Raw genomic sequence first — 18,778 nt, forward strand, 5'->3', positions numbered from 1 at the left:
TATAGCGTGCCTAACGAAATTTCTGTGTACAAGATCAACAAACTGTTGTGGCGCTGGACCAAGCAGGACGACGCGCGCGCCGTGCGCGGTGTCGGTATGTCGTTGGACAAGCCTCCGCCAGCGCAGCTAAATCCGCTGAAAGCACATGTAGAACAAGCCGAACCGAAGTCCAGGCCGCCGGCGCCTGCTCAGCGGGGAAATCTGCCGGATGACAACGGCAAAAATGCGCAGGCCTTGTCCCGTTCTAAGACCCAGTTGAGCAAGCCCGAAGTACCGCAGCCGCCTAAACCGCCTCGACTGACGGAGCGTGAAACGACCGTGCCTCCGTTTGACATCCAGGACATCCCGGCCGCGATGCGCAAAGAGATGATGCCGGTCGGTGCAAAACTGATGGACCGATGGTTCGCAGGAGAACTCAACTATTCGAGGTCTGAGGACGATCAGAAATACGAGATCAACCAGGACGGCAAGCCGTATCCAGACAGCATGTATGACCACGGCATAATCAAAATGAAATGGGTCCTTGGATTCAGACGCGCCAGAGAGCAGTACGAAGATCTTGTCAACGAGAGGATTTACAGTTCAAAGGCGGCTAGCGCAGTTCGGCAAATAGTTGCGCGTTACATGTCATTCGGTCGTATGTATCTGAGCGCGTGGGGTATCTGTCGCCATGATATTCGGATACTGCACAAAGATTTCCAGTTTCAGTATGTGACCGTAGATGGCACTTTCGAGCAAAAAGCAAAAACGGCCTTGCGCCAATCGACTGCTCATGCACCCGATGGTCTGACAGCAGCGCTCGGTTCCTTCGTGATCAACGCAGCTATTTCGGAGATCGAATACGACTTTCAGAAAAGAATCGGCGTGGTCGAGAAAATCGTCGTTTATGTGAAGGATAGCTACTCCTTTCAGGGCGAGTTGGACACCACGTCGCAATACTTGGGACATTGGAGCAGGCGAGGCGTGGCAATTTCGGCCGCCACCGAACTGGCGAATCTGGCGGGTTCACCTTGGATAGATTTTCCTGTCGTGATTGGCCCAACACAGGCGTTGTCGGATCCGGGTAAGGTCTATTATCCGATCAGAAACAGGGATTTCAGACAGTGGCAACGGAAGCACAATCGCGGAGGTGATTTCATCGTCTACTCTGATTTCAATACAATTTGTCTCCAGCGGCCGATCGTCGTGCATTTTTGATCAATGAATGTCTTCAAGAGCAAGGCGTTGCGATCGGTTCTCGCCAGGGTGTTCATCGTAACGATGAGTGCGATTATCGCGCTCGGGGCGGTCCAGTATCGTTCCGCGGTCACGCAAATGAAAGGAGCCACATTTCACGATGAGAAATCAGATGACGGGAAATACATCGCGCGGTATGCATATCTGCCCCGTGACCGGATCGCCGTGAGGCTGTACCGCGCAACTACGGCGGAATTGCTCGCCGCGCGAGTTTATCGATATCCAGAGCGAATCCGCCTGTTCTGGACAGAGGACTCTCTGATATACGACACCTCGGCGGAAGGCGACGACGGAGAAATCGAGCTACCGCCTTCATGGTGGGACCGTGCCAAGGCAAAACTGCCTTGAAAAATGTTCTCGGTCCACGAGTGCAAGAAGCCTTGCCGAAAGCCCTGGGCGTCGGCAATGGCATGACACGATTTTCAAGGCTAGGCGACCGGACGTGCGAGCGGAGCTAGCCGCGCGAAACCCGCTGGGCGGCGAGCTTCACGCGCAGGTTTTGGTGCTGAGACAGCGATTATTTCCACCGGGAGAGGGCTAGTCGTCAAGCTTTCGCTGACCACGCTTCCTGCTCCGCCGGAAAACCAGCACAGCTGCGGCGAACCCTAGCACGATTGCGGCCGACGACATGAGGAAGGCCAAGTCGGATTCTTGATACGCCGTCTTGACCCCATACATACGAACCGCCCATTTCCATATCGGGTTCGAAAAGTTCAAGGGCGTATCTGGATGCCAAATCCACCAGACTGCATTAGCAGAGATTGCGAGCACGAAAGCTATGCCGACAGCTAGACAGAGCAGGATTGTTTTCATGCCACCGTCACTACGCCGTACGCTTTAAGTTCAGACCCGGGTACTGATACTTTCGGTGTATCGGTGAGTATCGAGCGGATACGCTGCCAATCACTTTGCTGGTCGATCGTTATGCACCCCTCGCTCCTGCCGAATCTCCCCTTTGGATGCAAACGAAACTGGCCGCGAACGATGTTATCGCAAAGGACCGAGTCATCGTCGATATCCCCGTCGATTGCATGGAGCGCAAACCATTCGCTCTTGTTATTGCCGTTCAGGTTGAGCGCATCTTTCCACGGGCCGAGCTTCCCGCCCGATCTTCGATCAAAGATATAGTATCTGCCGACCGGTATGGCGCCGAAGACCGGCGTGCACGTTAGAGCCACCTTATTGATATAACCTTGCTGCCCAGAGTAAGCAGAAAACGATAGTGCACCAATCCGAAATTCGCTCATCGGTTTATTATTCAGTTTGAATGAGCATTGAAGCATCAGTCCTCCATATCGACTGGAAAGAGTGAAATAAGAAATAGTTCGGTGATGCCGTGCGGCCATTTTAAAGGCGATTTGTTTTGAGAAAACCACTATTAAAAAATTTCCGCGCCAACAGCGATTATTTCCACCGTGAGAGGGCTAGTCGTCAAGCTTTCGCTGACCACGCTTCCTGCTCCGCCGGAAAACCAGCACAGCTGCGGCGAACCCTAGCACGATTGCGGCCGACGACATGAGAAAGGCCAGGTCGGATTTTTGATATGCCGTCGTGACCCCATACATACGAACCGCCCATTTCCATATCGGATTCGAAAAGTTCAAGGGCGCTTCGGGATTCATCATCCACCACAGCGCATTGGCAAAGATTGCGAGCAGTAAGCCGAAACCGACCGCGAGGCAGATTAGGAGCTTTTTCATCTCACCGTCACTTCACCGTACGCTTTAAGTTTCGATCCGGGAATTGAGACTTTCGGCGTATCGGAAAGTATTGAACGGATATGACGCCAGTCCGCGAGTTGATCGATAGTTATGCAGCCCTCGCTCTTCCCCAATCTTCCCTTTGGATGCAATCGAAATCGGCCACGAGCGATGCCGTCGCACAAGAGCTCATCGTCATCAATATCGCCGTCGATAGCGTGGAGCGCGAACCATTCGCTCTTGTTATTGCCATTCAGGTTAAGCTGATCTTTCCATGACCCAAGAATGCCTCCGGACCTTCGGTCAAAAATATAATACCTGCCGACGGGAATGGCGCCATACTTCGGCGTGCACATTCCAGCCGCCCTATTGATATAACCTTCCTGCCCAGAGTAGGCGGGAAACGCTAGCGCGCCAATTCGAAATTCACTCATCGGTTTATTATTCAGTTTGAGTGAACATTGAAGCATCAGTCCTCCATATCGGCTGCCAAGTGTGAAATAAGAAATAGCTCAGTGATGCCGAACGGCCATTTTAAAGGCGATTTATATTGAGAAAGCCAATATTAAAAAATTTTCCGCACCGACAATTCCTGCCTACGCAACAGCTCGTCTACGCGTTCGCATAACCGAGCGAATGCAACCTTCTGCTGACCTGTTCAAGTCAGCGCGAACCTCACGCCCGCACTCTCGGCAGACGCGGCCTGATTTTTGCTGATGTGCTCGGACGTCGCCTCGTTCGCAGGGGACGGCGCGTGTCGAAAGGTCATCACTGTCAGCGGGGTTCTCAGTGGCAGCAGCGGAAGCATCCAGAACGTCAGGCCGGCGCGTCAGGCGCGGCAGCGTCACGTTGTTACCGGCGCTGGCTATCGGTTTCGCCAACTCCGCACACGCGAACACGGTGGCGCCGCTGAACTACTTCCTGCACGCGGCTGGCCCGGCGGCTCGTCCGACGCTGTACCTCGGCTGGGTTTTCACCGCGATCGTGACGCTGGTCACGCTGATCGTCGCTGGCCTGTTGATCGGCGCGATGGTCCGCAAGCGTCCCGCGGCGCAACCGGATGCGCTGAGCGCCGAGCCCGGCGGCATCCGCTGGGTGTTCATCGGTACCGCGGTGTCGTCGGTCGTGCTGTTGGCGATGCTGGTCTATGCATTGATCACGCTCGAATCGGTGGCGTCGCCCGCGTCGTATCCGCAATTGACGATCACCGTGACCGCTTACGACTGGTGGTGGAAAGCCGATTACCGCGACGATCCGAACCCCGCCCGCAACTTCAGCACGGCGAACGAGATTCATATTCCGGTCGGTGAGCCGGTGAAGATCGAGCTCAAAAGCGCGGACGTCGTGCACGCATTCTGGGTACCGCAACTCGCAGGCAAGACGCAGACGATTCCAGGCCAAACCAACGAGCAGTGGCTGCAGGCGGACCGTCCCGGTATTTATCGTGGGCAGTGCTCGCAGTTCTGCGGCGCGCAGCACGCGCATATGGCGTTCGAAGTGATCGCGCAGGACGCCGCGGCGTTCAACGCGTGGCGCGACGCGCAGGGACGCGCGGCCACCGTGCCCACGGGCGACGCGGCCGTCGCGGCCGGCCAGCATCTGTTCGAGGAGCGCTGCGCGGGTTGCCATACGATTCGCGGCACCAAGGCGACTGGCGTGCAGGCGCCCGATCTGACCCATCTCGATTCGCGTCGCACGATCGCGGCAGGCGCGCTCAGCAACACGCCCGACCACCTGCTCGACTGGATCGAGCACGCCCAGCGGATCAAACCCGATGCATTGATGCCCAGTATCGCGCTGACCACCAGCGAGGCCGCCGCGTTGTCGGCGTATCTCGCGACGCTGCATTGAAGCGCATCGCACTCGAGGAGCCCGTTCAATGTCCGATCATCCCGCTTCCGCTTCGCTACCCGCGCTGACCCGCACGCCGCGGCGCGGCCGTGTCGAGCCCGGCAGCGAGCAGGAAAAGCGGCTGCGCGAAATCTGGGAGTCGCGGCCCGGCTGGCGCGGCTGGTTCTCGACGGTCGATCACAAGACCATCGGCTTGCGCTACCTGGTGACCGCGTTCATCTTTCTGCTGATGGGCGGCGTCGAAGCGCTGATCATGCGCGTTCAACTGGCGCGCCCCAACGCAACGGTGCTGACGCCCGAACAGTATAACCAGCTGTTCACGATGCACGGACTGACGATGATCTTTCTATACGCGCTGCCCGTTCTGTCCGGCTTCTCGAACTATCTATGGCCGCTCGTGCTCGGCGCGCGCGACATGGCCTTTCCGCGCCTGAACGCGCTGTCGTATTGGGTGTTCCTGTTCGCCGGCATCTTCCTGTATGCGAGTTTTCCGACGGGACAGGCCCCCGACGCCGGCTGGTTCAACTACGTGCCGCTGTCCGGCCTCGAGTACAGCAACGGCCCGAATATCGACGTGTACGCGCTGGGCATGGTGCTGCTCGGCATTTCGACGACGGTCGGCGCGATGAACTTCGTCGTCACGCTGCTGAGGATGCGCGCGCCGGGCATGTCGCTCGATCGCGTGCCGGTGCTCGTGTGGGGCACGCTGACCGCGTCGGCCGGCAATCTGTTGGCGGTGCCGTCGGTGAGCCTCGCGTTTCTGATGCTGTGGATGGACCGCCGCATCGGCACGCATTTCTTCGACGTGCTCAATAGCGGGCGGCCGCTGCTCTGGCAGCACCTGTTCTGGATTTTCGCGCACCCGTGGGTCTACGTGGTCGTGTTGCCGGCCATGGGTATCGTGTCGGATGCGTTGCCGGTCTTTTGCCGCCGGCCGCTGGTCGGTTATGGGCCGGTCGCGTTGGCGACGGTCGCGACGATGGTGGTCGGCTTTGCCGTGTGGATTCACCATATGTTCGCGACCGGTATCCCCGCGCTCGCGCTGTCGTTCTTCGGCTCGGCCAGCATGGTCATCGCGGTGCCGAGCGCGGTCGCGACGTTCGCCTGGGTCGCGACGATCTGGACCGGTCGCCCCGTGTATCGCGTGCCGTTCCTGTTTTTCGCGGGCTTCGTGCTGCTGTTCGTGATCGGCGGCGTCTCCGGCGTGATGACGGCCGCGGTGCCGTTCGACTGGCAACTCACCGACACGTACTTCGTCGTCGCGCATCTGCACTACGTGCTGCTTGGCATCAACGTATTTCCGGTGATCGGCGGCATCTACTTCTGGTTTCCAAAATTCACCGGCAGGATGACGAGCGAGCGTCTCGGCAAGCTCGCGTTCTGGGTGCTCTTCATCGGCTTCAACGTCGCGTTCTTTCCGATGCATATCGCGGGACTGCTCGGCATGCCGCGCCGCATGTACACGTATCCCGCCGACATGGGCTGGAACACGGTGAATCTCGTCACGTCGCTCGGTTCGTTCCTGTTTGCGGCCGGCGTGCTGCTGTTTCTGATCGATATCGCGGTGAGCCTGAGGCGCGGAAAGGTCGCCGGCAACAATCCGTGGGACGCGCCGACGCTCGAATGGTCGATCAGCTCGCCGCCGCCGCCGTACAACTTCGCGGTGGTGCCGACGCTCGCGAGCCGGCATCCGTTGTGGGAAGGCCGGATCGAAGAGCCGGGCGACGCGGTTCAAACACGCTCGCAACTCGACGAAGGCTATCTGCTCGCGCACGGTCGCGAAGCGTTGGGCACGACCGCGCTCGAGGCGAGTCCCGACGTGATCCTGAAGATGCCCGAAGATTCGTACGCGCCGTTCTGGCTCGCGGTCTTTGCCGCGCTACTGTTCGCGGGGCTCGCGTTGACCGCCTGGGTGTTCGTGGGGGCGATGCTGGCCGGCTGCGCGGTCTCGATCATCACGTGGCTGTGGCCCGAGCGCGCGCTGATCCAGCGCGAGCCGGTCGCGCTCGAGGATGCGGGAGGCTGACATGAGCGATGCACTGGATCTCAATCGCTCGTCGAGCGAACCGGACGAGACCGCGCGTGCGTTGCCGGTTGGCAGCGCGGGCGAGCGATCGAGCGGCTGGTGGGGCTGCTTCACGCTGATCACGACCGAAGGCGCGCTATTCGGCTATCTGATCTTCTCGTATCTGTATCTGGCCTCGCAAAGCCAGCAGCATTGGCCGCCGGAAGGATTGCCGAAGCTCGGGCTCGGCAGCGCCAATACGGTCATTCTGCTATCGAGCAGCGTGTTCGTCTGGTTCTGCGAGCGCTGCGTGCGTCGGCGGCGATTGCGGCTCGGTGTCGCGTCGATGGCGGTGGGCATCGTGCTGGGCTGCATCTTCTTGGGCATTCAGTTGCGCGAATGGCACAACCACCCGTACGGGCTGACCTCGCATCTCTATGGTTCGCTGTACTTCACGATTACCGGCTTTCACATGGCGCACGTACTGGTCGGGATCGTCGTGCTGACGCTGCTGGCGATCTGGACCGCGCTCGGCTATTTCGACGACAAACGCTGCGCGGCGCTGTCGGTCGGTGGGCTGTATTGGCACTTCGTCGATGTCGTCTGGCTGTTCATTTTCAGCACGCTGTATCTGACGCCGTATCTGTTCCGGGAGTGGTCATGACGACAGCGCCCAGAGACTCGCACATCTCGATGCCCTACGTGCTGATCGGTCTGCTCGCGGCGCCGTTCGCGTGGCTGTTGCAGATGATGCTCGCGGAAGCGCTCGCGGCGCAGGCCTGCTATCCGTACAACCATCCGCTCGGCGCGCCGCTCGTGTCGTGGATGCGTCCGGCGCTCGTCGCGCTCGGCACCGTGTGTCTGATCGCGGGCGCGTTCGGCACGTGGGTCGCGTGGCGCAATTTGCGCCGCGTCGCGCCACTGAAGTTCGGTGCGCTGAACGGCGAGCGCCGCACGCGTGCCGAACTCGACTGGTTTCTGACGCACGTCGCGGTGATGTGCAGCACGCTGTTTCTGTTCGCATTGATCGCAACGGATGCCGCGGTCGCGATCGTGTCGCCGTGCAGGTGGTGGTGATGAAGCGCGACGTTCTCAACGCGGTCAGGTTCGCCATCGCGGCCGCATGCCCGCTGACGATAGCAGCGACCGCAAACGCCGCCGGCGCCTCCACCGACGCCGCGCAGGTCGCGCGCGGCGCATATCTCGCCAAAGCCGCCGATTGCGCCGGTTGCCACACCGCCGCGCCGCGCGTGCCGCATCCGGGCGCGGCGCCTGAGGCCACACCGCCGTTTGCCGGCGGCCTCGGCATGGGTTCGCCGTTCGGCACGATCTATACGTCGAACATCACGCCGGATCCGCAATACGGCATCGGCCGCTATAGCTATGACGACTTCGCACGCGCGGTGCGCGAGGGCATCGCGCCCGGGAACAAGCGGCTTTATCCGGCGATGCCGTACCCGTCGTTCGCGAAGATCACCGATGACGACATGCATGCCCTCTACGCGTACTTCATGCACGGCGTGCAACCGGTCGCGGCGCCTGCCCCGCAAACGCGCTTGCCGTTTCCATTCAATCAGCGCTGGGTATTGATGTTCTGGGACTGGGCATTCGCGCCGAAAGGCCAGTTCAAAGCCGATGCGAAACGCGATGCGCAATGGAATCGCGGCGCGTATCTGGTGCAATCGCTCGGCCATTGCGGCGCCTGCCACACGCCGCGCGGACCGGCGTACGAAGAGCGCGGCTATGACGAGTCGGCATCGGCCTATTTGACGGGAGGCATCAACGATCACTGGTTCGCGCCGAACCTGAGCGCCGACCCGGGCTCGGGGCTCGGCCGCAGTTCCGCGACCGACATCGTCGAGTTCCTTCGAAACGGCCACGGCGGCGGACTCATCCCGTTCGGCAGCATGGTTCAGGTCGTCGAAGACAGCACGCAGTACCTGAACGACGACGATCTCGCGGCGATCGCCGCGTATTTGAAGAGCCTGCCGCCGCGCGCGCCAAGCGGCTATTTCAACGCCCGCTCCGCCGCCGCGCAGCAAACCGTACGGGCGCTGAAAACCGGGGATGTGGAAAGACCCGGCGCGGGCATTTACGCATCGTATTGCGCGCGCTGTCATCAGATGGATGGGGCGGGGGTGCCGAACAAGTATCCGCGCCTCGCGGGCAACCCCGCGGTGTTGTCGGCGTCGAGCGCGTCATTGGTGCGCTTGCTGGTCGAAGGCGGGGGCAGTCCGCATACCGAGTCGGGACCGGAGCCGCGCAAGATGCCGTCTTTCGCCGGCAAGCTGACGGACACCGAAATGGCCCGCGTGCTCACGTTTGTTCGGACCACATGGGGAAATATGGCCGGACCGGTCACGCGAAACGATGTGTCGAGCGTGCGCGGCGCATTGCGCAAGTAAATGCCAACGCGCCTCGTCATGCGGTGTTCTCGTTGCCGTCGCAGTGGCCATTGGCGGCGCTGAACAGCGTCTTCAGCTTCGCATTGACCGCGATCAACTCCCGTACTGGCGCCGCCGCGAGTTGCTGATCGAAGAGCGTGAGAACCTGACCGAGTAGCGCGTAGGCGTCGTGATCGACCACGCAGAGGCCCGTTTCGAGTCCCGCCTGCCGGCAGCGCAGAATCGCGCCCTCCGCGTCGCGAAACAGCTCGGGTACGGCCGAACCATAGCCGCGCTGATTCAGCAGCATCGCCATGTAAATGGCCTGTGCCATGCTGCCGACGTGATATTGGTTGGCGGCGCCGCTGCGTAATGCCTCGAGCGTCATGTGATAGTCGAGCGAAATTTCGCCTGCTTTGGCAGGTACGATCGGGCGCAGCATAGCCTTCGGGTGCGTGCGCGGCGACTTCGCGGGTGCAGCGCGAGCAGGGCTCGCTTTTCTGGTCATAAGCTCACTGAGGCGGCCGGCTCGCGCCGGCCGCTACACCATCACGGAACCTGACAACGTCCATAACGGAAAACGGCTGCGCCGCGCGCGACGCGGCGCCGTTCCCGCTAGCCCATATGCAGACCGCCGTTCAGCGAGAAATCCGCCCCGGTCGCAAAGCCCGCTTGATCCGACGCGATCCACGCGACGATCGACGCAATCTCTTCCGGCGTGCCGAGACGCCGTACCGGAATTGTCGCGACGATTTTTTCCAGTACTTCCGGACGGATGGCCTTGACCATGTCGGTGCCGATGTAGCCCGGCGACACGGTGTTGACCGTCACGCCCTTGGTCGCCACTTCCTGCGCGAGTGACATCGTAAAGCCATGAATGCCGGCCTTGGCCGTGGAGTAGTTGGTTTGCCCGAACTGGCCTTTCTGGCCGTTGACCGACGAGATGTTGATGATGCGCCCAAAGCCTCGGCCGACCATGCCCTCGATGACCTGTTTGGTCACGTTGAACAGGCTCGTGAGATTGGTGTCGATCACCGCTTCCCAGTCTTCGAACGTCATCTTGCGGAACATGCCGTCGCGCGTGATGCCCGCGTTGTTGACGAGCACGTCGACTTCACCGACTTCTTTCCTGACCTTCTCGAACGCTTTCGCGGTGGACTCCCAATCCGCGACGTTGCCTTCCGATGCGACGAAGTTATAGCCGAGCGCTTTCTGATCTTCCAGCCATCGGGCTTTGCGCGCCGAGTTCGGGCCGCAGCCCGCGATGACGGTGTAGTTCTCTTTGTGCAAGCGCTGGCAAATGGCGGTTCCGATACCGCCCATGCCGCCGGTTACGTATGCAACACGGTTTGCCATAAGTCCTCCTTCTTGTTTGGGTGAGTTGAGCACGTTTGATTGGAGGATGGACCTATTATTGGCAGCGGCCAATGCCTGGGACGATGGGCATTTTCACCTACGGGTTAACTGCCAAATCAGGCGTGGAATCGTTGCTTGACGGGGCAATGAATTACGTCGATTGCGGGTTGCATGCTTTGCGAACTCCGGGGTCGCTCGAGACTGCCGGCCGCCCTCCCGTCCTTGCCTGCGCGCCGTCTTCCTCTTACCCTTAGCGTTAGCCTTAAGTACCTGCCCCGGACACCGTGCGGCAGACTGCCTGCACGGTCGTCGATGCGGGGCGCGAAGCCGTCCCTCGCTCCCGCGTCTATTCGTGTGATCATCAGAGGCACATCAGGATGACTGATTATCTTGCTGACATCGATCCCGACAGGTTGAACTTCCTTGGGATCTTCGGGCTGTTGATTGGCGGCCTCGCGCTGTTTCTTCTCGGTCTGGAGTTCTTGACCGGCGGCCTGAAGGCGATCGCGGGATCGAAACTGCAGTCGCTGATCGGCGTGCTGACCGCAAGCCGGTTTCGCGGCGTGGTGGCGGGCGCCGTCGTGACCGCGCTGCTGAATTCGTCGACCATCACGACGGTGCTGCTGGTCGGTTTCGTGTCCGCCGGCCTGATGACGTTGACCCAGGCGGTGCCGATGATCATGGGCGCGAACATCGGCTCGACCGTCACCGCGCAGATCATCGCCTTCGACGTTTCGCGTCTGACGCCGTACATGCTGTCGATCGGCTTCGTGCTGCACGCGTTTGCCCCGCGCGAGCTGCTGCGGCAGATCGGACGCGTCGTAATGGGGCTAGGACTGCTGTTCATGGGCATCCAGCTGATGGGCGAGTCCACGCATCCGCTGCGCACCTATCAGCCGTTCATCGACGCGATGCAGGACATGCGCAATCCGCTCGTCGGCGTCATCGTGGGGGCAGTCTTCACCGCGGTTGTGCAAAGCTCGGCGGCGACGCTCGCGGTCGTGATTGCGTTGAGCGGCCAGGGCTTGATGCCGCTCGAAGCCGCCATCACGCTGATTCTCGGCGCGAATGTCGGCACCTGCGGCACGGCACTGCTCGCCTCGATCGGCAAGCCACCGGAAGCGTTGCAGGTCGGCGTCGTGCATCTGATCTTCAATGTGCTCGGCGTCGTGATTGCGCTCTTCCTGATTCCGCAGATGGCGGAGGTCGTGCGCTGGATATCGCCGTCGCATCCGGAACTGCAAGGGCTTGCACGCCTCGCGGCCGAGGCGCCGCGTCAGGTAGCCAATGTGCATACGCTGTTCAGCGTGGCGAACACGCTGCTGCTGATCTGGTTTGCCGGTCCGATCGCGCGGCTCGCGCAACTGGTCGTGCCGAAGCGCGCGAAGGCCGCCAAACCCGCGGGTGATCCGCAGTATCTCGACGAGACGTCGCTGGCGGTGCCGGCGCTTGCACTGCAACGCGTGCGTATCGAGCTGACCCGGCTCGGTGCGCAGGTGCTCGACGTTGTGCAACGCGGCTCGCAAATGGTGTCGACCGGCACGATGGAAGAGATCAATCAGATGCTCGATCAGGACAAGGAAAGCGACCGGCTGGCCTTCGAGATTCTTCAATATATCGGCCGCCTGTCGCAGCGGCAGCACTCGGAGGAAGAAGGTCAGCAGGTGGTCGGCTACACGCAGGTCACGAGTCATCTGGAGAGCATCAGCGGCATTGTCGGCATGACGCTGATGACGGTCGGACAACAACGAATGACGCAGCAGATCGATCTGCTGCGTCTGCGCGATGCGGCGACCACGCAGTTTACCGAGGCGGTGATCCGCAATCTCGAGCAGGCGATCCGCACGATCGAGACGCGCGATCCGGAAGAGGTCGCGAAGGTCGTCGACGCGAAGGCCGGCATCGACAAGCTTGCCGCGACCGCGCGTCAGGTCGTGCTCGCGAAGCTTCAGCTGGCGGACAAGGCGGACGTGGTCACGTTCCGGATCGCCATGGATCTGATCGAGCAGGGCCGGCAGATCGCGCAGTTCGCGCGGGCCATTGCGAAAAATGTGGCAGCGCTTCAAGAGCTGCAATAACGCGCGACGCATGATTGGAGATCGATATATTCGCGCAAAGTGATCGCCAGCACACGGACGTTGGGGTTGCACGAGCTCTAAACTTGTGGCGTGTCATCCTCGTGACACGCTTTCAAAGAGAGTGGGATTGCCCGCCTTTGCTGTGCGGGCTTTTTTCGCCTCGCGCGTGTTGTGGTATCAGTAGTCAAGGCGCGGCGGTGAAGTCGATCGTGCGACGACCCACGGTAGCTCGCACAATAAGCAACGCCTGAAGCGATTTAACACACGCCGCATCCATATTTTGATAGCCTTTGTCGCAGCAGAGCATTGAACTCAAGGAGGGCTTCACCATGATAAGGTGGCTTGCTAACTGGGCTTCACAACATGCTCCTACTCCCGAGAAACAGGCCGAACGCGCGCTGAACAACTTGCGCATGGAACTGTTTCAGGCCGAACAGCTCGTGCTCGACGCACAGCTGCGTGCCGATTACTATCGGGCTCGCCTGACCTTCCTCGAAGAAGTCACGAGAAAGGGAATCGAACAGGTATCGGACGAACGCAAGGCTCCTCTGGAGCCTCCCCAGCCGTTGCGGCCGGGACTCAAGCTCACCGCGGCGCAATAGCCGCGTCTATTCCATCGCAATGTGTTCCGTCACCCGCGTTTCGATACGTGGGCTGATGGCAATCGTGCTGTCGCGGGCGCGTGCAGTGCGCGCTCTCGACAGTCGATTGTGCGAGCATTGATTGCCGAGCGGAGAAGTTTCCGGTTGCCCGGTTTCGTGTTTCGACCGGGCAACCTGGAGTGAGTGTTTGATTGTTACTGCGTGATTTTTACTGCGCGACTTCCACTGCGCTTCGCTTACTGCGAAACGCCTGCTTCGTCCTGCTTAACTTGCCAGATCGGGCGGCAGCTTGCCGCCGTTTGCCGCGAGCGCCTGCATCACCTGCTTGTGCAGCCAGATGTTCATGCTCGCGGAGTCGTTCATGTCCCCGCTGTACTTCAATTCCTGCGCAAGTTGCTTGCGGTGTTCGAGACTGCTGTCGACGCCGAGTGCCTTCATCGTGTCGACAATCGACGTACGCCAGTTCAACGTCTGTCCGCTTTCGCTGACGAGTTGATCCATCACGGCGGCCACGTCGACGTCGGTCAGCGGCGCGGGCGCGGCGGGAGCGCTGGGCGTCGCGGCTTGCGCGGCGGCCGGGTCGGGGGTGGGTTCCGTCGCGGGAGGAGGTTGGTCCGGCTTCGCTTTGCCGAACAGCTTGTGCACGATGTCACCAAAAATACTCATTTCCGAAATCTCCGCGGTTGAATGACGAATGCGAGTGGGGGCGCTCGCAGGACATACCCCCAGTATGCTACGCGATCTACCACGGTGAAAAACGTAATATTTTGTCAACCCATCGACTGCTCGTATGGGTCCGCGCGCAATGATCCTGCACGACTTAGCCAGCGTCACGTCAACATGACGCTGTGCGTGGTTGATGGAAGGAGAAAAACATCATTGCGTCACGAGCCGCTGAACCAGTTGTAGCCCTGGTTCTCCCAATAGCCGCCCGGATACTGGTTCGTGATTTCGATAGCGACGACATGCTTGGGATTCTTGAAGCCGAGCTTGGTCGGCACACGCAGCCTCATCGGGAAACCATACTTCGGCGGCAGCACGTCACCGTCGTAAGTCAGCGTGAGCAGCGTCTGCGGGTGGAGCGCCGTCGGCATGTCGATGCTCGTCCAGTAGTTGTAGTCCGCGCAATGAAGCGACACGTACTTTGCACGCGTGTCCGCGCCCGCGCGGCGCAGGAATTCGGAAAAGCGCACGCCGCCCCAGCGACCGATCGCGCTCCATCCTTCGACACAGATAAGACGCGTGATCTGGCTTTCCTGCGGCAGCGCGCGCAGTTCGTCGAGCGCCCACGTACGCTTGCCGTGCGCGAGGCCGCTGACCTGCAGACGGTAGGTCGCGGCATCGATCTCGGGCACCTCGTCGACGCCATAGAACGCATTGAACGGAAACGGCCGCGTGATCATCGATGCCGGATACGTGGGCGCCAGCTTGTTCGGATCGAACAGCAGTGCCTGCACGTCGTCGTTGAAGAACGAGATGCGGCGCAGCGCGGTATTCACCGCCTTGTCGTCGGTCAGATCGCAACCGGACAGCAGCGCGATGCCGCCTAACGTCAGCAGCCGCCGGCCGAACAGCCGGCGCGCAGGCGATTTGAGTTCGCGCTGAGCATCGCGAATGATCGATTCGCCATGCGTCGCGAGGAAGGTGCCTTGTTGCGCGGTTCGTTTTCGGATCGTCATGATTTACCGTCCGCGTAGCATCAACAGCAGCGAGCGACCAGGACGCTCATACACATGAAGTGCACCACGCGCGCGTTGTCATATCCGCCCATCAGCGTGCGCAGCAGCGGGAACTGCACCGACTTCCAAATGGCGAGCCCGGACAACACGATCAGCAGGATGTCGGCGATCACGACGAGATAGGCGAGCTTTTGCACCGAGTTGTAGTGCGCGAGGTCGTCGTGTTTCAGGCGCCCGCTCAGCGCAGCGAGCAGATCGGCGACCAACTGTTTCGGCCGGACAGGCAGCAGCTTGCGTCGAAAGCGTCCGGTCGCCAGATTCAGCGCCAGATAGACGATGAAATTCGCGACCAGCAGCCACATCACTGCGAAATGCCATTGCAGCGCTCCGGCGAGCCAGCCGCCAAGCGTGATCGAAGGTGGAAACTCAATTGCGGGAAAGATCGGCGACGCGTCGTAGATCTGCCAGCCGCTCATTACCATCAGCACGACCGCGACAGCATTGATCCAGTGCGTAATTCGCACCCAACCGGGTTGAACCATGTTGTGCCTCGAGACCACTCCATGCTCGTTGACAATCATTCCGGTGCCGCGGGAGCCGTCAACGGGATGCCGTCGGCGCCGGTACGGGGGCGCAAGCAGGATCGGGCGACGAGTTACGCTGCGAGCGTCAGACTGGCATTGCGCCCGAAGCGGTAACGCGATCGATCGACGGTTATTCCGTCGTGTCTGAAATCTTTTCGTTCTTGCTGTCGACTTTCAATGACGATGCACATCGCGCAGGCAGGCCGTCCCGCCGCATGGGAAACGCAGCATACGACATTCCTGACTACGGACTGACGCTGGCTCGAAGGTTGCAGCGCGGAAGGGGTGTCGCAGCCCTCTGAGCCGGGTAGCGCACAACGGTAATTGAGTACCAGCCGGTCTCGCGAGGCCGGCTCAGCCCGAAGCGGAATGGCCATAGCACGGTCATGCCGCTTTTTTCTTTTTGTGCTCTTTTTGCGCGGGGCAAATCCGCTACCAGCGCGGCGCATCCATGTTGATCGGAAAAGCGGGGCGTCTCACTGCCGTTCTATGCGAGTTCATTCCCGCTTCATCTGTTCTGTTTATCAGGGTGTGCACCGGCAGGCGTTCGAAAAGCCCGCTTCGAAGGGCCGCGACTCTGGTTTGAACGCTTGTCCAGCGGGGCTTTGCGCGAATCGGACGGGCTTCGCCGATGCTATGCGGAACGCTGAGAATGCGGATACTCGCATCGACCCGATGGTTAACCCGCGCTTTGGCCCGCGAAGGACGAAACGTACCTTCACGCCAGTTATTTGAGTAAGCCGTGTAGGGGCCCATCGCCACGATGGTTACCGAGTCGACGTACTTTGCGAAGCTACCCGCTTCGAGCGCGCGATGAGACCAATGAAGGAGACAGGAGAGTTTTGATGACGAGTACTACCAGCGGCAACAGGATTGATATCAAGAAGTTCATCGACGAACGGTCGATTTCGCCCTACCAGTGGTTATTGGTCGTGCTGTGTTTTCTGATCGTGACCGCCGACGGCATGGACGTCGCGATCATCGGCTTCGTCGCGCCTTCCATCATTCATGACTGGGCGATTTCGCGCCCCGAATTCGGACTCGTGATGAGTGCGGCGCCGCTCGGTCTCGTGATTGGCGCATTGTTCGCGGGTCCGGCATCGGACCGCATCGGCCGCAAGTGGGTGCTGATTACGTCGGTGTTTCTGTTCGGCCTGTTCACGATCGCGACTGCGTTCGCGCAATCGCCGTTTTCGATGGCAGCATTGCGTCTGCTCAGCGGTGTCGGTCTCGGCGCCGCGATGCCGAACTCGACGACGCTGCTGTCCGAGTACGCACCGCAACGCAAGCGCGCGCTGCTGATCACCGTGATGTTCACGGGCTTCAATCTCGGCTCGGCATTGATCGGCTTCGCGGCCGGCTGGCTGATTCCGGTTCACGGCTGGCGCGCGGTGCTGATTTTCGGCGGCGCACTGCCGCTCGTGCTGATCCCGTTCCAGATCTGGCTGCTGCCTGAGTCGGCCCGTCTGCTCGCGGTGCGCGGCGCGCCCGCGCAGCGTATCGGCAAGGTGCTTGGTCGTGTGTGCGGCGTGCACTTCGCGGGCAATGAAGTGTTCGTGTCGAACGAACCGCCGCTGCCGACGCGCAAGCCGATCGGCGTGCTGTTCTCGCAAGGCTATGGCTCGATGACGATCGCGCTGTGGGTCACGTATTTCATGGGCCTGCTCGTCATCTATCTGCTGACCGGCTGGCTGCCGACGCTGATGAAGGATGCGGGTCTGTCGGTCACGACCGCGGCCAACGTCACGGCGATGTTCCAGATCGGCGGCACGATCGGCGCGATCCTCGTCGGCTGGCTCATGGACAAGGCGCGTCCGGCGCCGGTCATCAGCGCCGCCTATATCGGCGGCGCACTGTGCGTGCTCGGGCTCGGCTACATCGGCGCGCTGTCTTCGTCGCTTGCATTGCTGGTGTTTGCCGCGGGCTTCTGCATGAGCGGCGCGCAAACCGGTCTGAACGCATTTGCACCCGGCCGCTACCCGACCGTTGCGCGTGCGACTGGTGTGAGCTGGATGCTCGGCATGGGCCGCTTCGGCAGTATCTTCGGCTCGGCGATCGGCGGCGCGCTGCTCGGCTTCGGCTGGCAGTTCGGCGCGATCCTGGCGATGCTCGCGATCCCCGCCGCACTCGCCGCTATCGCCATCCTGGTGAGCCAGCGTGTGGGCGGCGCCGAAACGGTGGCGCAGCCGAATATCGCGCATTGAGGCGTGAGGCAACGCGGCGCGCGTGCGTTTCGCGGGCGCCGCTGGATAAATTCATCTACTGAGGAATCACGGTGATCATCGACATTCACGGACACTACACCACCGCGCCGAAAGCGTTGGAGACGTGGCGTAACCGCCAGATCGCAGGCATCAACAGTCCTTCCGGGATGCCGAAGGGGTCGGAATTGCAGATCAGCGACGACGAGCTGCGCGAGTCGATCGAAAACAACCAGTTGAAACTGATGCGCGAGCGCGGCCTCGATCTGACGATCTTCAGTCCGCGCGCGAGCTTCATGGCGCACCACATCGGCGACTTCGAAATCTCGAGCACGTGGGCCGCGATCTGCAACGAACTGTGCTATCGCGTGAGCCGGCTGTTTGCCGAGAACTTCGTGCCGGCCGCGATGCTGCCGCAAAGTCCGGGTGTCGATCCGGCCACCTGTATTCCTGAGCTCGTCAAATGCGTCGAGCAGTACGGCAATGTCGCGATCAACCTGAATCCCGATCCGTCGGGCGGCCACTGGACCAGCCCGCCGTTGTCGGACCGTTCCTGGTATCCGATCTACGAGAAGATGGTCGAGTACGACATTCCCGCGATGATTCACGTGAGCACGAGTTGCAACGCGTGCTTCCACACCACCGGGTCGCACTACCTGAATGCGGATACCACCGCGTTCATGCAATGCCTGACCTCGGACCTGTTTCGCGATTTCCCGACGCTGCGTTTCGTGATTCCGCACGGCGGCGGTGCGGTGCCGTATCACTGGGGTCGTTTCCGCGGCCTCGCGCAGGAACTGAAAAAGCCCTTGCTGAAAGACCATCTGCTGAACAACGTGTTCTTCGACACCTGTGTCTATCATCAGCCGGGTATCGACCTGCTCACGCGCGTGATTCCCGTGGACAACATCCTGTTCGCGAGCGAAATGATCGGCGCGGTGCGCGGCGTCGATCCGCAAACCGGTCACTATTTCGACGACACGAAGCGCTACGTCGAAGCCGCGGATATGAATCCGGAGCAGCGCTACAAGATCTACGAAGGTAACGCGCGGCGCGTCTATCCGCGTCTCGACGCCTTGCTGAAAACGAAGGGGCTGTGATC

19 protein-coding genes are annotated in these 18,778 nt (G+C 60.8%); 11 read left to right on the forward strand and 8 right to left on the reverse strand.

Translation table 11 applies throughout. The annotated features are described in order from the left end of the window. Positions 1-24 precede the first annotated feature (24 nt). Both HDG32_RS06985 and HDG32_RS06990 read left to right on the forward strand, forming a co-directional pair. Positions 25-1,197, forward strand: coding sequence for a DUF6402 family protein (locus tag HDG32_RS06985; RefSeq protein ID WP_311539615.1), 1,173 nt, complete (start codon positions 25-27; stop codon positions 1,195-1,197). A 3-nt stretch (positions 1,198-1,200) separates the two neighbouring features. After that, complete coding sequence (locus tag HDG32_RS06990) at positions 1,201-1,584, forward strand: hypothetical protein (RefSeq protein ID WP_184064794.1); 384 nt, start codon at positions 1,201-1,203, stop codon at positions 1,582-1,584. A gap of 461 nt (positions 1,585-2,045) precedes the next feature. Here HDG32_RS06990 and HDG32_RS06995 read toward each other — a convergent pair whose 3' ends face one another. From HDG32_RS06995 to HDG32_RS07005, 3 genes are all read right to left on the reverse strand, one after another. Further along, entirely contained in the window at positions 2,046-2,519 is a 474-nt protein-coding gene (locus tag HDG32_RS06995; RefSeq protein ID WP_184064798.1) for a DUF2778 domain-containing protein, read from the reverse strand. Between the two features lie 141 nt (positions 2,520-2,660). Next, positions 2,661-2,936, reverse strand: coding sequence for a hypothetical protein (locus tag HDG32_RS07000; RefSeq protein WP_184064801.1), 276 nt, complete (start codon positions 2,934-2,936; stop codon positions 2,661-2,663). Next, complete coding sequence (locus HDG32_RS07005; RefSeq protein ID WP_184064804.1) at positions 2,933-3,406, reverse strand: DUF2778 domain-containing protein; 474 nt, start codon at positions 3,404-3,406, stop codon at positions 2,933-2,935. The genes HDG32_RS07000 and HDG32_RS07005 overlap by 4 nt, the downstream gene beginning before the upstream one ends. 319 nt (positions 3,407-3,725) lie before the next feature. Here HDG32_RS07005 and coxB point away from each other — a divergent pair, with 319 nt between their 5' ends. From coxB to HDG32_RS07030, 5 genes are read left to right on the forward strand one after another with little or no spacing between them, the layout of a single operon-like run. Further along, positions 3,726-4,787 (forward strand): cytochrome c oxidase subunit II, encoded by a 1,062-nt coding sequence (gene coxB, locus HDG32_RS07010; RefSeq protein WP_409340007.1) that lies wholly within the window; start codon positions 3,726-3,728, stop codon positions 4,785-4,787. Between the two features lie 28 nt (positions 4,788-4,815). Continuing rightward, entirely contained in the window at positions 4,816-6,813 is a 1,998-nt protein-coding gene (ctaD, locus tag HDG32_RS07015; RefSeq protein ID WP_184064807.1) for a cytochrome c oxidase subunit I, read from the forward strand. 1 nt (position 6,814) lies between these two features. Continuing rightward, positions 6,815-7,456, forward strand: a complete 642-nt coding sequence (locus tag HDG32_RS07020; protein ID WP_090810416.1) for a cytochrome c oxidase subunit 3 — start codon at positions 6,815-6,817, stop codon at positions 7,454-7,456. Then, a complete protein-coding gene (locus tag HDG32_RS07025; RefSeq protein WP_184064815.1) occupies positions 7,453-7,869 on the forward strand; it encodes a hypothetical protein in 417 nt (138 codons plus the stop codon). Before HDG32_RS07020 ends, HDG32_RS07025 begins: the two co-directional genes overlap by 4 nt. Further along, positions 7,869-9,197 (forward strand): cytochrome c, encoded by a 1,329-nt coding sequence (locus tag HDG32_RS07030; protein ID WP_184064818.1) that lies wholly within the window; start codon positions 7,869-7,871, stop codon positions 9,195-9,197. Before HDG32_RS07025 ends, HDG32_RS07030 begins: the two co-directional genes overlap by 1 nt. 16 nt (positions 9,198-9,213) lie before the next feature. Here the strand turns inward: HDG32_RS07030 and HDG32_RS07035 are convergent, their stop codons facing one another. Continuing rightward, a complete protein-coding gene (locus HDG32_RS07035; RefSeq protein WP_184064822.1) occupies positions 9,214-9,618 on the reverse strand; it encodes a Fis family transcriptional regulator in 405 nt (134 codons plus the stop codon). Positions 9,619-9,791: 173 nt separating this feature from the next. Beyond that, a complete protein-coding gene (locus HDG32_RS07040; protein WP_090809155.1) occupies positions 9,792-10,532 on the reverse strand; it encodes a 3-ketoacyl-ACP reductase in 741 nt (246 codons plus the stop codon). 377 nt (positions 10,533-10,909) lie between these two features. Between HDG32_RS07040 and HDG32_RS07045 the strand changes: the two genes are divergently transcribed. Further along, on the forward strand, positions 10,910-12,610 hold the full coding sequence (locus HDG32_RS07045) for a Na/Pi cotransporter family protein (RefSeq protein WP_184064825.1): 1,701 nt from the start codon (positions 10,910-10,912) through the stop codon (positions 12,608-12,610). A gap of 329 nt (positions 12,611-12,939) precedes the next feature. After that, entirely contained in the window at positions 12,940-13,212 is a 273-nt protein-coding gene (locus tag HDG32_RS07050) for a hypothetical protein (RefSeq protein WP_013091148.1), read from the forward strand. Positions 13,213-13,476: 264 nt separating this feature from the next. Here HDG32_RS07050 and HDG32_RS07055 read toward each other — a convergent pair whose 3' ends face one another. The 3 genes from HDG32_RS07055 to HDG32_RS07065 form a co-directional block, all read right to left on the reverse strand. Further along, a complete protein-coding gene (locus HDG32_RS07055) occupies positions 13,477-13,878 on the reverse strand; it encodes a DUF3597 domain-containing protein (RefSeq protein WP_090809158.1) in 402 nt (133 codons plus the stop codon). A gap of 218 nt (positions 13,879-14,096) precedes the next feature. Next, the gene (locus HDG32_RS07060) at positions 14,097-14,891 is read right to left on the reverse strand and encodes a molybdopterin-dependent oxidoreductase (RefSeq protein WP_184064828.1); all 795 of its coding nucleotides are present in this window, start codon (positions 14,889-14,891) and stop codon (positions 14,097-14,099) included. Between the two features lie 20 nt (positions 14,892-14,911). Beyond that, positions 14,912-15,433, reverse strand: coding sequence for a cytochrome b/b6 domain-containing protein (locus HDG32_RS07065; RefSeq protein WP_184064831.1), 522 nt, complete (start codon positions 15,431-15,433; stop codon positions 14,912-14,914). An 887-nt stretch (positions 15,434-16,320) separates the two neighbouring features. On the opposite strand from HDG32_RS07065, the gene HDG32_RS07070 reads away from it, so the two are divergent. Together HDG32_RS07070 and HDG32_RS07075 are read left to right on the forward strand one after the other, a co-directional pair. Continuing rightward, the gene (locus HDG32_RS07070; protein ID WP_184064834.1) at positions 16,321-17,679 is read left to right on the forward strand and encodes an MFS transporter; all 1,359 of its coding nucleotides are present in this window, start codon (positions 16,321-16,323) and stop codon (positions 17,677-17,679) included. A 71-nt stretch (positions 17,680-17,750) separates the two neighbouring features. Further along, positions 17,751-18,776 (forward strand): amidohydrolase family protein, encoded by a 1,026-nt coding sequence (locus tag HDG32_RS07075; RefSeq protein ID WP_184064837.1) that lies wholly within the window; start codon positions 17,751-17,753, stop codon positions 18,774-18,776. The last annotated feature ends 2 nt before the right edge of the window (positions 18,777-18,778 follow it).

The organism is Paraburkholderia sp. CI2, from assembly GCF_014201055.1.
Lineage (GTDB): Bacteria > Pseudomonadota > Gammaproteobacteria > Burkholderiales > Burkholderiaceae > Paraburkholderia > Paraburkholderia tuberum.